This is a genomic window from Enterobacter sp. R4-368 (genome assembly GCF_000410515.1).
Taxonomy (GTDB): Bacteria; Pseudomonadota; Gammaproteobacteria; order Enterobacterales; family Enterobacteriaceae; genus Kosakonia.
In genome coordinates this window covers 519679-534751 of record NC_021500.1, presented here as the reverse complement: position 1 = coordinate 534751, position 15073 = coordinate 519679, and the positions used below count along the sequence as shown (strand labels likewise).

The window sequence follows — 15073 nt, the reverse complement described above, 5'->3', positions numbered from 1 at the left end:
GCGATCAAGGGGAAGCAATGTCTGACGGAAAACAGTTTTACATTACGGCGGGGCACGGCCAGCAACTCGGTGCGAATTACGACGGTGAGGGCGTTAACTTTGCCCTTTTTTCAGCGCATGCGCATCGTGTGGAGCTCTGTTTATACGCGCCCGATGGCAAGCAGGAGATCGCCCGGTTTGATCTGCCGGAAAACACGCACGAGATCTGGCACGGTTATGTGCCAGGCCTGCAACCCGGCGCGTTATACGGCTACCGGGTGCATGGCCCGTTTGAGCCGGAAAACGGCCACCGGTTTAACCCGAATAAATTATTGATTGACCCTTATGCCCGCGAACTGGTCGGGGATATCGAATGGAACGCGGCCCATTACGCTTATGATTTAGGCCATGAAGATAAAGATCTGACCTTTGATACCCAGGACAGCGCGCCGTTTACGCCCAAGTGCCGGGTTATCGATCCCCACGCGTTCGACTGGCAGGACGGCGCACGGCCGAATATTCCCTGGCCACGTACGGTTTTCTACGAAACCCATGTGAAAGGCTTCACCCAGCTTAATCCGGCGCTGCCGCCGGAACTGCGCGGCACGTTTGAAGGGATGGGACATAAGGCCTCGGTTGAGTACATCAAAAGCCTCGGTATTACGTCTGTCGAACTGCTGCCGGTTCACTGGTTCCCGGACGACCAGCATTTGCTCGATAAGGGGCTGCGCAACTTCTGGGGCTATAACACGCTTGGTTTCTTCGCCCCGGCGTCGCGTTATTACGGGCCGCGCGGCATTCAGGGCTTTCGCGATATGGTGCGGGCGTTTCACGATGCCGGTATCGAAGTGATCCTCGATGTGGTTTATAACCACACGGCAGAAGGCAACGAACTGGGGCCAACCCTGTCGTTTAAAGGTATCGATAACTTCTCTTATTACCGCACATTGCCGGATCAGCACCGTTACTACATCAATGACACCGGCACCGGCAACACGGTGAACACGTCGCACCCGCGCGTATTGCAGATGGTGATGGATTCGCTGCGTTACTGGGCAGAATCGATGCATATCGACGGTTTTCGCTTCGATCTGGGCACCATTCTCGGGCGCGAGCCGGAAGGGTTCGACCAGCGCGGCGGCTTTTTTGATGCCATGACGCAGGATCCGCTGTTATCCAGGCTGAAACTGGTTGGCGAACCGTGGGACATCGGCCCCGGTGGTTATCAGGTGGGCGGTTTCCCGCCGGGCTGGGCGGAGTGGAACGATAAATACCGCGACACGCTGCGTGAATACTGGAAGGGCGATAACGTCTCGACGGACTTTGCCGCCCGCCTGCTGGGCTCCGGTGATCTGTACGATCAGCGCGGGCGTCGCCCGTGGGCAAGCGTGAATTTTATTACTGCCCACGACGGTTTTACGCTGAACGACCTGGTGTCGTACAACGAAAAACATAATGAAGCCAACGGCGAAGACAATAACGACGGTCACAATGACAACCGCTCCTACAACTACGGCGCGGAAGGGGTGACCGACGACGAAGGCATCAACACCGTGCGCGAACGGCAAAAACGTAACTTCCTTGCGACGCTGTTCTTCTCCCACGGCACGCCAATGCTGCTGGCCGGGGATGAGTTTGGCCGCACCCAGCAGGGCAACAACAATGGCTACTGCCAGGACAGCGAAATCTCGTGGATCGACTGGGATGCGCCGCACAGCGGCAACGGTGAAGCGCTGCGGGAATTTACCCGTCATGTCATTGCGCTGCGGGCTTCGCAGCCGATCCTGCGGCGCGAAAACTGGCGCGATGGCATGGAGATCCGCTGGTACAACGCCGGTGGCGGCGAGCAGTTACCGGAGCAGTGGGATGAAGGTACGACGCTCGGCGTTTATATCGGACGCCCGGATTTGCAGGAAGAAGAGGGGATCTGGCATGACGTGCTGATGCTGTTTAACCCGTTTGAAGGCACGGTGCCGTTTCGCATTCCGCAGTTCGGCGAAGGCGGCTGGGTGCTGGAGCTGACCACCGCCGATAGCGCGAAACGCGGGGTTGTTATTACCAAAGAGAAGGATTTCGAACTCGAAGGGCGCAGCATCGTGCTGTTCCGTCGTCCGTAAGCAGTGATGCGCCAGGCGACATGCTTGCCTGGCGCGTTATATAGGTCAGTTTGTGGCCTCACCGACCTCCGTTTGCCAGGCGTTTTCCGCCACTTTTTTTCCTGTTGCATCGAAGATGTGATAAGTCACCGTCAGCACTCCGGTACTGTCAGGCGTCACCGTCAGATCGGCAATTTTCACGCCGCTATCCACCGCCAGCGTCTGCTGTTTTTGCCCGGTCAAAAGCGGGCGGTTGTGCTGTGTCACTTGCCATTTCAGCGTGCAATCTTCGCAGGGGGTATAGGTATCATTTACCGCCCACAGACGTAGCGTGGCGGGTTTTCCGCGCTGCCACTGCGCGCTGACCGGTTCAATGGAGGGTAACAACGGCTGATAGGCTTTTTGCAGTGCGTAATACCCGGCTTTCGGATGGCGTAAATAATCCACCACGCCCCAGTTTATCGACGGCCAGGTTTCGACAAACATGAACTGGAACAGGGCAGTCACAGGCTGATAGCGTTGACGACGATAGCTTTCCGCCGCCATCGCGACAAGCTGCGCCTGGTATTGCTGGGTATTTTCAATAAACGTTTGCAGATCTTCGCCGCGCGGTATGTTGGCAAATTTAAAGGTCTGAAATGGCTGGAAGTTATGGTATTTCCATTTCACCCAGCCAGCATCGTCCGCCGCCGTGGTTGCAGGCCACAGTAGTGAAGCGGGAATAATGGTTTTCAGTGTGGCAAGGCGCGGCAGCGCTTGCGCGCCAAACTCGGTGATAATGCCGGTTTTCGCCGGGGCGAGCAGATCGCGCATCACGCCGAAATACCAGCCTTGCCAGTAGTGCTCTTCGACGGCGGAAAAACGATGTACGATCCGCGAATTATCTTCGGCCAGCGTGTCTGCCACGCGCGCGGTCAGCGTTTGGTTCAGATCTTTATGCCAGTCGGGAAAGCGTTTTTCCATCCAGGGGGAGTTCCACGGCGGTTCGTTATGCCCGCCCCAGACGATGATGGACGGCGAATTGCCAAACTGCTCGACCATCTCGCGGGTTTGTCGCGCGGCGTTATCGGCAAAGGCCGCGCTGTCGTCATATCCCCATTGCAGCGGCACATCCTGCCAGAGCATCAGCCCCAGTTCGTCGGCAACCTGGTAAAGCGGGCGGTTGGCTACATGACCATGCACGCGAATAGCGTTGGCGTTCATTGCCAGCACCATGCGCAGATCGCGCCGATATTTCTCCGCGTCCATGGTGCTCAACCACGGCGAACCGATGTAGTTGGTTCCTTTGATAAACAGCCGTTTTTCATTAATAAGCCAGCCACGGTTATCCGCTTGTTCTTCTACCTTACGCAGCCCGGTTCGGCTTTTAGCGCTATCCATTACGCCGCGATCGTCCGCGAGGGTGACACGCACCTGGTAGAGATTCGGTTTACCCAGACTGGCGGGCCACCAGAGCTTTGCGCCTGCCATGGGCAGCGTCACCGTCATCGTTGCGGTTTCCCCGCCGGTGGCATTCAGGGTCACAGCCTGTTCAAGGCGGAATGCACGACCGTTAAAATTCGCGGGTTCGGCAAGCAGCTTCAGCGTTGCGGGCCCGCGGTTGCGCGACCGGTAGCGGATCTCTGCGCGTAAGGCAGGGTTCGCCAGGCCGTTTTGCCAGTCCGGGCGCAGAATAATCTCGCCGATCACGGCGCCCCGGCTCAGATGCAGACGCACCGGCGACCAGATGCCGCCAGAGTTGGCATCCTGACCGTGCGGTGACCAGGCGCCACCTGGGCGGGTGTCGTGCTGATTTAGCACGCCTTTGATCAGCTTTTTGTGCAGCGGCCAGAGCGTTTTCGGATCTTCATATGGGCTGTCGACGCGCACCGCCAGGCGATTATGGCGACGTACTGTGTCGGTAATATCGACGGCAAAACGCTGGAAGTACCCTTCGTGCCGCGCCAGGTGCTGGCCGTTGAGCGAGACATCGGCATAGTAATCCACTCCGTCAAACACCAGTGTAGCCAGCGTATCCGGGGCAAGAGCGGGCAGGGTGAAGTCGTGTCGATACCACATTGCCCCCTGGTGATCGTACCCGGCTGAATACCAGTTGGCCGGAACCGTTAATTTTCGCCAGTCGCCGACAGGTGCGCGAATGCCGTCAAATTCAGCCTGATTGGCATCATGCACACGCCATTGCCCCGCCAACGACCAGCTCACCGGCGTCGGATGCGCCTGGGTGAAGGCTGACAAAAACAATAAGCACGTGACGGTGTAACGTTTCATGATGAGGCCTCCCGCGTTTGTAACCAGTTGAGCGCGTGCTGGCGCTCATGTTGCAGTGGCGCAAGCAGGCGCGCCAGTTCCGCGTCGCTCAGGCTTTGCGACTGGCTTTCCAGTTGTTGGAGAACCTGGCTCAGGCTCCGGAAATCAAGCGCGATGGCTTCTCCGCGCAACTTATGAGCGCTGCGGCGCACGGTTTCGCGATCGCCGGAGCGTACCGCCTGTTCAATGGCGTCGCTGAGCTCCATCAGGCCTTCCCTGAAAATGGTCATAAGTTCGTTCAGTAGCGCCCTGTCGCCGCCCAGTTGTTCAAGCAGGGCGCTTTCGTTGGGCATTCCCGCTGCCATTTGCGCTGCGGCGTGGGGCGAGGGGGTTCCCACTACGCGGGTCAGTTCCGCATTCAATGCCTCACGCGTGACGGGTTTGGCGATATAGCCATCAAAACCCAGTTCGAAGCAGCGCGCTTTGTCGCCCTGCATGGCATGGGCGGTCATGGCGATCACCCGCTGTGGCGGCACACCGCGCCGGGCTTCTTCTTCTCGCAGCAGACGAATAGCCGTTTCACCGTCCATGCCCGGCATTTGCAGATCCATCAGAATCACATCCCAACGGCTGGCCTGCCAGTGCTCAAGCGCGGCCTGGCCATCGGCGACGATTTCGCAGCGATGCCCAAGCTGCTCAAGCAGCCGGTAGGCCAGCTTTTGGTTGACGAGGTTATCTTCTGCCAGCAGAACATGCAGGCTCTGCTGCCGTGGTGGCGGCGCAGCGGCGGGTTCTGCTGCCGGGCTGACCGTGGGCGCGGGCGTGGGTACGCTGACCGGCAACAACAGGGAGGCGATAGCCTGTTGCAACTCGCTGTGATCGACCGGTTTATGCAGATAGTGCGCAATGCCAATGCGCTTGAGCATATTCCTGTCGAAATGACGATTCATGGAACTGAGCATAATAATGCGGCTCTGGCTGGCTTCCGGTAGCACCGAGAGTTCCAGCGCCAGTGAGATGCCGTCCATATCCGGCATTTGCGCATCCAGCAGGATCAGCGGAAACGGCGGCATTTGCGCCGCCAGCGCCAGCGCTTCCAGCGGTTTGTTGATACAGACCGGCGTCAGCCCCATGGCGGTCAGTTTGGCCTCCAGCAAGCGTAAGTTGGTGGCGTTATCATCGACGACCAGCACCCGTTCACCGTGAAACTGGTGCGCTTCTGTCGTTGTCATTTCGCTCACGGGCAAGTTTGCCAGCGGCAGGGTGAAGGCGAACTCACTCCCAACGCCCGGCGTACTGGTCACCGTTAAATTTCCCCCCATCATCGCCACCAGCCGCGCGGAGATGGTCAGCCCCAGCCCGGTGCCGCCATAGCGGCGTGTGGTGGAGCTGTCCGCCTGGCTGAACGCTTCGAAAATCAGTTGCTGTTTATCCGGGGGAATACCAATGCCGCTATCGCGCACCCGAAACCGCCACTGGGAGCCGTTGCCGGCGGGTTCAATTCCGAGCAATACCTCACCGTGGTGGGTAAATTTCAGCGCGTTGCTGATGAGATTGGTCAGGATCTGGCGCAGTCGCACGCTATCGCCTCGCACCACCTCTGGCAAACGCGGGTCAATATCGACCAGCAGTTCCACCCCTTTTTCGCTGGCGGCAGGCATATGCGGGCGGATCAGCGACTGGATAAACGGGCGTATCTCCAGCGCCTCGTCATGAATCAGGATCTTCCCGGCTTCGATTTTCGAGAAGTCGAGAATGTCATTGATAATATGCAATAAAGATTGCGCCGAGCTCATCACCAGCGTCAGGTATTCGCGCTGTTCGGCGCTCAGCGGGGTTTCAAGGCACAGTTGCGTCATGCCGAGAATACCGTTCATTGGCGTGCGGATTTCATGGCTCATATTGGCGAGAAACGCGCTTTTGGCTTCGTTCGCTTGTCTGGCGACATGGGCCGCTTCAATGGCGAGCAGCTCTGCTTCTTTGCGGCGGTTGATATCCTGCAATGTGCCAATCACGCGCTCCATTGCGCCGCTCAAATTCAGGGTGGTAACCTGGCCGGAGAGCAGCATCCAGCGCCACTGATCCTGCTTATAACGGACACGGATTTCGCATTCAAACACCGGAAAATGGTGCGCGCGGGAGCGCAGCACGGTGCGGATCAGGTGAAAGCGATCCGCCGGATGCACCAGCCCAAGCATGGCGTTGACATTATGGTGCCAACTGTCGCGCGGTTGCCCCACCAGGCTTAACAGCGTATCGCTGAGCTGGAGGATATCCGGCGAGACTTGCCAGTCCCAGATCCCGATATGAATCGACTCCGCGGCCAGCAAAAAGTCAGCGTGCAGATCCTGGCGTGCGCGCTGCGCCATATCGAGGTGTGAAATGTCCGTATGCAGGCTGATGATGCCGCCATCGGGTAAACGCTGATGTTGAACAAACAGGCGTCGTTCTCCTTGATGACGTACCTCGTAGTGGCTTTCCAGCCGACAGTTGCGGATTACCGACTCTTTTAGCGCCTGTCGCCGGGCAGGATCGGTATTGAAGGCGGTATCGATAAACTGGCTGGCTAACGCTTCCAGCGTGACACCGGGTTGCAGGCGGGTGGCCAGCGACGGGTAAAACTGGCCGATTTTGTCATTCCACGCCACCAGTCGTTCTTGCGCGTCATACCACATCACCGCAATCGGTAGCGCGTTGAGGTCGAAGCGCGAGGCGGCGGTCATGATTGCGCTCCCGCCTGGTAGTGCAGCTCCGCCTGACGGCGAAGATATTCCAGTCCAGGCGCTATCGCCATAGCCCAGGCGGTAAGGATCTCTTCATCGCACAGGGGATCGCGCTGGCGCACGGTATCAAGCATGGCTTGCCGCCAGAGGGCGAAAAAGCGGGGCGGCAAGTGCAAGCCGCTGTCGCTCTGGTCGCGGGCAAGTTTTTCCAGAAAATCGGGCACGAAGAGGGAGCCATCCACCGCCAGCATGGCAAAAAAGCTCTTAAATATAAGCTGGCGGCCTTGCTCGGCGTTACCGAGCAAAAAGTGGCGTTCGGTTTCCGGCGACATGCGCACAAAGGCGTCATAAAAAGCATTGAAAAAGGGCTTTTTGTCATCCTGCGGGAACACGCGGCCCAGACTGGCTTCAAAAAGATCGCGGTAAAATTTCATTTTTTCATCTCCACCCGGCGCTCGCCGGGTAAGCAGAGTCCCGGCGCGCTGAAAACATCAGTCGCCTGCAGGTAGAAATAGCTGCCGTTATCGATTAATCCATTGCGGAATAGTGGGCCGCCGTGTGCCTTATAAAACAAGCTTTCCAGCACCATGGCGTTAGTTGACAGGGTGATCGTTCGGTTAAAGTCGCCTGTGGCTTCTACCCGACCTTCAAACCAGCCGCGCTGTGCATCGTTCATCCGTCGGCTGACATTCATTAGCGCATCGGTAAAGGGGGTGTCCCACAGCACCCAAAGGGCGAAAACCGCTTTGGTGGAAACCTGCGCCAGACGCGGATAGTATTTCCCGTCGGCACCCAGTGTGTTCCAGGCGTAACCATTGCCCCACACCGTGTCGTCAACATGCCACGGAGCCTGGCCAAGCGCGAAGTCGGCCCTGGCGGTAAGCACTTTCTCTTTTTCCCACCGCGTTTGTTGGGTGAGCCACACCTGTTTGGCCCGCTCACGTAACGCCTTGCGTGTGGCGCGCTCTACGCCCGGCGGTTGCCAGCCGAACTCCAGCCCTGGCAGCATGTAAGGCAGTGTGGAGATGAGCGAGGGTTGCCAGGTGGTGCGCGGGTCGCGGGCATCCACTTCCAGCGTCCGCTGGTGGATGATCACGTTGCGTGCGGGCGGCGTGAAAGCCTGGTCTGGCGCAAAACCCCATAAACGAAAGGCGGTGGCCGCGTATTCGCTTTCGCCGAGCCGCAGCTCCTCGCGGATCACCGGTTTGCCATTCTCAATGGAGGAGGACCAGAGTTCGCCGTGGGGATCGATAACCGGGCAGAAGTTCCAGCGCAGAACGATTTTATCCAGATACTCCTGGTATTGCGGCGCCCATTCGCTGACGAGGCGTAAGGCCAGCATCAGGCGCGCCATATCCCGCGCCGACCAGCCGTTTCGCTGCGTCTGACCGCTAAAATCCACCAGCGAGGCGTTTGGCGTGGCGTAGAGGCGGCCCGGTGTGCGGGTATCGGTCAGCGCGAGGCGGTTCAGCGTGCCGAGCAGTTGCGTCAGCCGATGATCGAACTCCTCCTCTTTCAAAAGCCCCAGTTCCCTGGCGGCCAGCAGGGCAATTAGCGTGTCGCCCATCTGCCAGAGCGTGGCGCGGGGCTGTTTATCGCTGCCGTTGACCAGCCCGGTTTGCGGCTGGGTATTGTTAACGAAGTAGCGCCACGCTGTTTGCGCCCACTGGCGCTCCTCCGGGGTCAGGGCACTGATTCGGGCGCTGGTGTTCCAGCCGCCTTTGCTCAGCCAGCGCCAGCCTGCGCCGCCATCTTTAACAAGGGCGAGCAGCGCCAGCGCAACCAGCAAGAAACCGAGCAGCGCGGCCAGGGTTTTGCGGCTTACTGTTTTAAGCATGACGCCGCCACCGGGGGTAATTTCACCGGCTCGTCCGCTTTACAGGACGCGCACTGGCATGCCTGACAACTGGATTTTGTGCGCAGGGCCGTGCCGGTCCGCTCACACCAGCTTTTCACGGCGGACGTCGGGTTCAGGAACGGGCGGTTGCGCCGGGTATTGTTTTCTTCAAACAGATCGACCAGTTTTTTCTCCCACAGCGAGGGGGCGAAATTCTTGTCTTTCGGATTGTCGGTATTAAAGCGCAGCAGCTTGCCGCTCTTTTTAAACATCAGGGCTTCAAGCATGATGCCGTTGTTGTTGGCGGTGAACTCTTTAATCGGCCCGCTGCCGTTCTCATACAGCCCTTCGTAGTAGCCTTTGCCCTCTTCGTTGGCGTTTTCGATAACGCTTAATAACCGATCGGTGTAGGGCGAATTCCACAGCACCCACATGCCCAGCGCGGCTTTTAGCGATACGGCGGCGGTTTCCGGCACGTACTGGCCTTTGTCGGTAATGGTGTTCCAGTTGAAGCCGTCACTGAACACCGTGTCGTAAACAAAGTAAGGCGCTTTATCCAGTTGATGCTCGGAGCGGGCTGTCAGCATGCCGGTAATGGTGTAGCGGTTCTCCTGCGCTTGATACACGCGATCAGCGAAGTTTTTCATCCACGGATGTGAATAGTGGTTTTTTGTGTTACTGCGATCGTCGGCGGTATCAAAGCCCATCTCCAGGCCATACAGCAGATATGATTCTGTCACCACGTAGTTATGCTGAAAGGTACGGCGCGAGTCGCGCGAGTCATACGGCACCAGCACGCAGTAGATCTCCGCCAGATCGTACGGTTGCGGACGGCTGGCCTGGCAGGTATTAAAACCCCAAAGCTGGTAACCCGCCGAGGCGTACTCTTCATACCCCAGGCGTCCCTCCTGAACATATTTCGGCTGGCCGTTCTCCAGATACGCGCCATACAGCGTGCCGCAACCGTCGACCACATGGCTGAAATCCCAGCGCAGAACGACGTTATCAATACTGTTGGCGTACTCCGGATAACGTTCTTTGATAATTTTCATCCACAGCAGCATGCGGCCAATATCCAGCGCGGAGAAGCCAATCTCGCCGGGTTTGTTCAGGTAGTCCACTTTCTGCGCGTTGATGGTGTTGTAGACCTTGTTGGGCAGTTCATTGCGAAACAACTGGATGGTATTGAGGGTGGCGAGGAATTTGATTAACCGCCGGTCAAACTCGGCTTTATCAATAATGCCCAGTTCACGCGCCGCCGTCAGCGCGGCCAGATAGGAGGCGCTGTCCCACATGGTGGTGGAGGGGTATTTATTAACCGCGTTCACCAACCCGGTGGTGGGCTGATAGTTTGCGACAAAGTATTGCCAGGCGTTTTTCGCGATCTTCATCTCCTGTGCCGTCAACGTGCCGCTGCGCACCGGATAGTCGGACGCGGGCAACCCCGGCGCGGCCTGGGCGCTGGTCATTACCAGCCCGAGAGCCACAATGCCAGCCCACCGGCGGAAAAGCGTCAAACAAATCAACTTCATGGCGTGGCTCCTGCTGCTGGGGTTGGACGGGCGGTGGTGTTCATACAGCTCAGGCACAGCATCTGGCCGTGCGCGATAAACGAAAGGCTTTCAAGCACGATGGCGTTGGTGTCGGCGTCAATAACGTTATTCACACTGGCGTTGAGGTTAAGCCCTTGCTGCCAGCCTTTACCCGGAACCTGCAACGTCAATACCTGTTCGCGCAGGGCTTCACTCCAGGTGTTACGAAACAGGGCGTACCACGCAAACGCCGAGCGGGTGGAGGTGATAGCGCGCTGCTCTGGCGGAGCGTTGCTGACGCTGCTCTGATTGTCCGGCTGGCGGTTTGGCTGCTCGGTAACATATTCGGGCGCGGGCTCGGCATAATCGGTGCTGATGGGTGGTTTACGAACCTGCAAGCTGTGGCGGCGCTGCTGAATTTGCATAATGCGCCAGGCGATCTCCGCGCTTTGCGCGTCAAAACCGGTCTCCAGTCCGGTGAGCAAATAGGGCAGGCTCACCAGCGACGGCTGGCGTCCCCACGGCGTGCGCAGCCCTTCGTCGGGCACCATAACGCCGTCAATATCAATCATCGCCTGGCCTTCCGGCGGATTGGTGACGGCTAGCCCCGCATCGTTGTCAATAAGACGCAGCGTGTGGCTGGCGTACAGGCGGTAACCAAAGCTGTTACGCGGTTCATCTGTCGCCAGTGTCCAGTGATGTACCGGCAGTGAGGCGCGGGTGGTTTCGCCGCGTTCAATCAGCGCGCCGGTCTGCCACTGATTAAACAGATCACGGATTTCCGCCGCGTGCTGCGGGTAGTGCCAAAGCAGGGTTTGCAGCGCCGTCAGCAAGCGTCCCATGCCGATGGCAGAACTCTCCGCCTTGCCGAGGATTTTCAGCGTATCGGCGTGGTAATAACTGGCGGGTATTCCCTGCGCATTAAGGGGTAACTGACCGAGGCTGAACAGCGCGGCAGTGATGCGCTCGTCAAACTCTCCGGTGGTGATAATGTCCAGACGCTGTGCGGCCATGGCAGCGAAGAGATAGCTGCCGGTGCTCCATAAGCTGAACCACGGTTCGGCGTCGCGGGCGTTAGCCAGGCCGTTTGGCTGGGTGTTATTGACATAATATTGCCAGGCGACCCGCGCCCAGATCGCTTCGTTAAAGGTTAAGTCGCGCGTGGTGGGCAACGGCGGAAACGCTTTGCTCAGCGCCAGACCTGACGTGCTCTCTACGCGGGTAGGCATCTGGCGTTCCACCCAAACGACGATGGCAAAGCCCAACAGGAAACCGAGCAGGATGGTGATATAACTGCGGGCGTTCAGCAGCGCATCGCGCATTCTCATGGCGTTGGCTCCTCATCGGGCGGCGTCCACATCGCCGCGAGGATCAGCGGCAGCATGGCGGCAATATTCACCGCACCCCAGAAAATGTTGATCACGTAACCTGAAGGGTCATCCACCTGGCCGCGCGCCACCTGAATCCCGCCCCATAGCAGGCCAAGCAGTGTCAGCACCACAATGGCGATTTGCGGCTTCACAAGGTAGAGAAACCGCCCGGCCTGGCGCTCTTTGGGCGTGACGTGGAATTTGATCTGCTCCCCACGCAGAACGGTATCGAGGGCGCGTAAATTCATCGAGAAAAAAGAGAGATAGGATGCCCGTCCATCCCAGGCGGAAATACCCCATGTCCCAAACATGAACGCCAGCTCCGAAACAATAAAAAACGGTAAGAAATGCAGATAAAACGGCGTGGACCACGCAGAGACGGGGGGGATGCCGGTAAACAGATAAATAATGGGCGAAATCAGGAATACGGTATTCCAGATACAGGCGAGATAAGACCAGAACGTGGTGGCGTACATCAGCGTCTGAGGCAGCGACAACTTGAAGCGGCGGCGGGAAAAAATGTTGTCGTGAAACAGAATATCCAGCGAACCAGCGGCATATTTAAAGCGCTGGATCATCCAGGTCAGCATATCCTGCGGCGAGAGCATTTTGGATTCGATGCGCGGATGCATGACTGAACGCCAGCGATGTGCATCGTCGCCATGCAGAACAATGGAGGTATAAATATCTTCCGAGACGTGGAATTTGTACGGCGTCAGTTCGGTGTCGTAAATCACATGCGGGCGCATCGCTTCCTGAAGCGCTGCACGCATGGCCGGATCGCGAATATCACGGGTATGACGGTCGATTTCGGCATCGACATTCCACACGTAGCTGCGCAATGCCGCCTGCATCACCGCTTCGCGGCGATGAATTGACGCTGCACCGCAGCAAAACGCGGCATTTGCCCAGTTGCGGCGGCGCAAAATGACATCATAAAACATGCGCGGATCGTTGAAAAACGGGTCGCGGCCAAGGGTGACCGGGCCACAAATTTTTTCCAGCGTCCAGCCGAGCGCATACCCGGCTTTGCCAGTCCGGCGTGCGAGCCAACGCGGCAGCCGTTCGCCTTCCGGCAGATCGTAAAACCATTGGGGGGTTTGCACCCAGGCGACATCCGGATCGCGAAAATAGCCCAGCGTATGGCTGAGCAAGGTGGGAAAGACGCGGGTATCGGCATCGCAAATCACAATAAAGTCGCCGTCGGTCTGCTCCAGTCCGTTGCGCAGGTTTCCGGCTTTGTAGCCCATATTGTTCTGCCGGGTGATGTAATTGACGCCTTCTTCATCGCAGACAGCTTTCATCTCAGCGCGCCGCCCGTCATCCAGCACATGAATGCGGTAATCGAGCGGGCAAGGGTAGGTGACGTTAAGCGCGTCGCGAATCGATAAGCGCACCAGCTCGACATCTTCGGAATAGGTGGCAATAAACAGATCCACCTTGATTGGCCTGGGATCAATGGCTTCTTCTGCGCCATGACAATCGTTGATATCTGCCGGTGGATTTTGCGCCGGTACATCCTTTTCCTGCCACAGGTTAATGGTAAATAACGCGGTACCAATCCATGCCAACGTCTCTGCCAGCACAAGGGGAATGGCGTACCACAGCGCATCCATATTCAGCGATTCCATCCAGCGCCAGCGAATATAATTTGCCCCCAGAATCAGCGCCGCCACCGCCAATATTTGCCATGCCTTTTTTACCCATCCGGGAGTGCAAAGGGGTTCTGGCGGGCGACGCGCTTCAAATCTGGAAAAATAAAAACCCATAGTCGCAGATATCCTGATCTGTTAATCATTCGCAAATGAATAATATGCGTCGTGAAGATAAATCTGAGTTGCTTTTAATAGCCTGTGGGAAATGCTTTTAAAGTCATTGTAGAACCCCATCGGTAACTTTCAAGAATGACTACAATTGCCTTTAAGTAACGTCTGATTAACTGGAGTTTCTGTTTAAGGATATATTTTATAATCTGGCGAAGCGGATTCATTTTGCCGGTCAGAGTGTACTACGCTATGTAAATATTAACTTCGCAACCTCTTTTCAGGGCAACGTTTACGAGATGGAAATAAGCCAGTCTGCGCCTGTCGCTATAGCGAAAAACCGTGAAAAAACAACGTGGCGTTATGTATTAGCCGATCGTCGCGATCTACGTATTGATATGATGCGCGGTGTGGCGCTGGTGATGATGGTGGTGGCGCATACGGAAGTGATGTCGGTTTTTAATATTTTTACGTGGGAGCGATTTGGTCTGACAACCGGCGCGGAAGGCTTTGTCATTCTTTCCGGATTTATGCTCGGTATGCTCAATCGCGTGCGTCTGCAAAAAGCGGTGTTATTAACGATTTCCTGGGGATTATGGCGACGCGCATGGAAAATATATCAGGTTAATATCATCATCATAGTTTCTATTCTATTACTCTCGCATCTGCATTTTATAAATACCTTTGAAGTTACCCATTTTACCGATCGTTACTCAGGTACGCATTGGTCATTATTTCCGACCAGCCCGCAAATACGTGAAACCTGGTTTAATATCATCCTCTATTTGCAAATTGGTCCGCATCAAACCCAGATTCTGGGATTATATATTTGCCTGCTGTTAATAAGCCCATTATTTCTGGGACTACTGCATAACGGAAAAGTAGTCTGGCTATTGCTGCTCTCGCTGGCGGTTTATTGTTGCTGGCAAGTGTGGCCGATGCGCGTCACGGTCTCCGAGTTTGAATTCGCCTTTCCGCTGATGGCCTGGCAACTGATCTTTGTGCTCGGCATGTGTTGCGGCTGGTACAAAGAGGAACTGCTTTCGCTCGCACAAACGCACGCGGGAAAAGCCATGGTCGCAGCTCTGGTGGTGGTGGCGATAGTGCTGGGATTTGTGGCGCAAAACCATACCAATCCCTTTATCCCACCGGCGTTGTTGTTGCAGGTGATCCCGCCCGCCGATTTTAATGCCTTTTACCACACCTGGGCGGCGAAAAACGGGCTTGGCCCGGTGCGGGTGGTCAATGACATCGCCCTGATGGTGACCGTTTATCTGGTGCTGACCCGTTGCTGGACGCCGATTTACCGTGCCACGGGCTGGTTTTTTATCCCGCTGGGGCAGCACTCGCTCTACACCTTCATTTTGCATGTGTACGTAGTGCTGGTGGTCAGCCAGTTTGTCACCTTCGATTTATGGCGCCAGGCATGGCTGACCAACACGCTGATCCATGCGCTGGCGCTGGGCGCGTTATGGCTGATGGCAAAATATAACGTCGCCGGACGCTGGATACCCAATTGAGGGAAC

General features: G+C 56.9%; 9 protein-coding genes. 2 read left to right on the top strand and 7 right to left on the bottom strand.

What is annotated here, in order from left to right; translation table 11 throughout:
* Positions 1 to 17: 17 nt before the first annotated feature.
* A complete protein-coding gene (gene glgX, locus H650_RS02440; protein ID WP_016496116.1) occupies positions 18 to 2096 on the top strand; it encodes a glycogen debranching protein GlgX in 2079 nt (692 codons plus the stop codon).
* A gap of 45 nt (positions 2097 to 2141) precedes the next feature.
* Here glgX and H650_RS02435 read toward each other — a convergent pair whose 3' ends face one another.
* Genes H650_RS02435 through H650_RS02405 form a run of 7 tightly spaced genes read right to left on the bottom strand, consistent with a single transcriptional unit; the run spans position 2142 to position 13553 of the window.
* Complete coding sequence (locus tag H650_RS02435) at positions 2142 to 4343, bottom strand: glycoside hydrolase family 2 protein (RefSeq protein ID WP_016496115.1); 2202 nt, start codon at positions 4341 to 4343, stop codon at positions 2142 to 2144.
* Entirely contained in the window at positions 4340 to 7045 is a 2706-nt protein-coding gene (locus H650_RS02430; protein ID WP_016496114.1) for a hybrid sensor histidine kinase/response regulator, read from the bottom strand. Before H650_RS02430 ends, H650_RS02435 begins: the two co-directional genes overlap by 4 nt.
* Positions 7042 to 7479: a globin family protein gene (locus tag H650_RS02425; protein WP_016496113.1), complete on the bottom strand. Its 438-nt coding sequence runs from the start codon at positions 7477 to 7479 to the stop codon at positions 7042 to 7044. The genes H650_RS02430 and H650_RS02425 overlap by 4 nt, the downstream gene beginning before the upstream one ends.
* On the bottom strand, positions 7476 to 8882 hold the full coding sequence (locus tag H650_RS02420) for a DUF3131 domain-containing protein (RefSeq protein ID WP_016496112.1): 1407 nt from the start codon (positions 8880 to 8882) through the stop codon (positions 7476 to 7478). Before H650_RS02420 ends, H650_RS02425 begins: the two co-directional genes overlap by 4 nt.
* Positions 8867 to 10414, bottom strand: a complete 1548-nt coding sequence (locus H650_RS02415; RefSeq protein ID WP_016496111.1) for a DUF3131 domain-containing protein — start codon at positions 10412 to 10414, stop codon at positions 8867 to 8869. The genes H650_RS02420 and H650_RS02415 overlap by 16 nt, the downstream gene beginning before the upstream one ends.
* Entirely contained in the window at positions 10411 to 11742 is a 1332-nt protein-coding gene (locus H650_RS02410) for a DUF3131 domain-containing protein (RefSeq protein ID WP_016496110.1), read from the bottom strand. The genes H650_RS02415 and H650_RS02410 overlap by 4 nt, the downstream gene beginning before the upstream one ends.
* The gene (locus tag H650_RS02405; protein ID WP_044489361.1) at positions 11739 to 13553 is read right to left on the bottom strand and encodes a glycosyltransferase family 2 protein; all 1815 of its coding nucleotides are present in this window, start codon (positions 13551 to 13553) and stop codon (positions 11739 to 11741) included. The genes H650_RS02410 and H650_RS02405 overlap by 4 nt, the downstream gene beginning before the upstream one ends.
* 293 nt (positions 13554 to 13846) lie before the next feature.
* On the opposite strand from H650_RS02405, the gene opgC reads away from it, so the two are divergent.
* On the top strand, positions 13847 to 15067 hold the full coding sequence (opgC, locus tag H650_RS02400; RefSeq protein ID WP_016496108.1) for an OpgC domain-containing protein: 1221 nt from the start codon (positions 13847 to 13849) through the stop codon (positions 15065 to 15067).
* Positions 15068 to 15073: the final 6 nt, after the last annotated feature.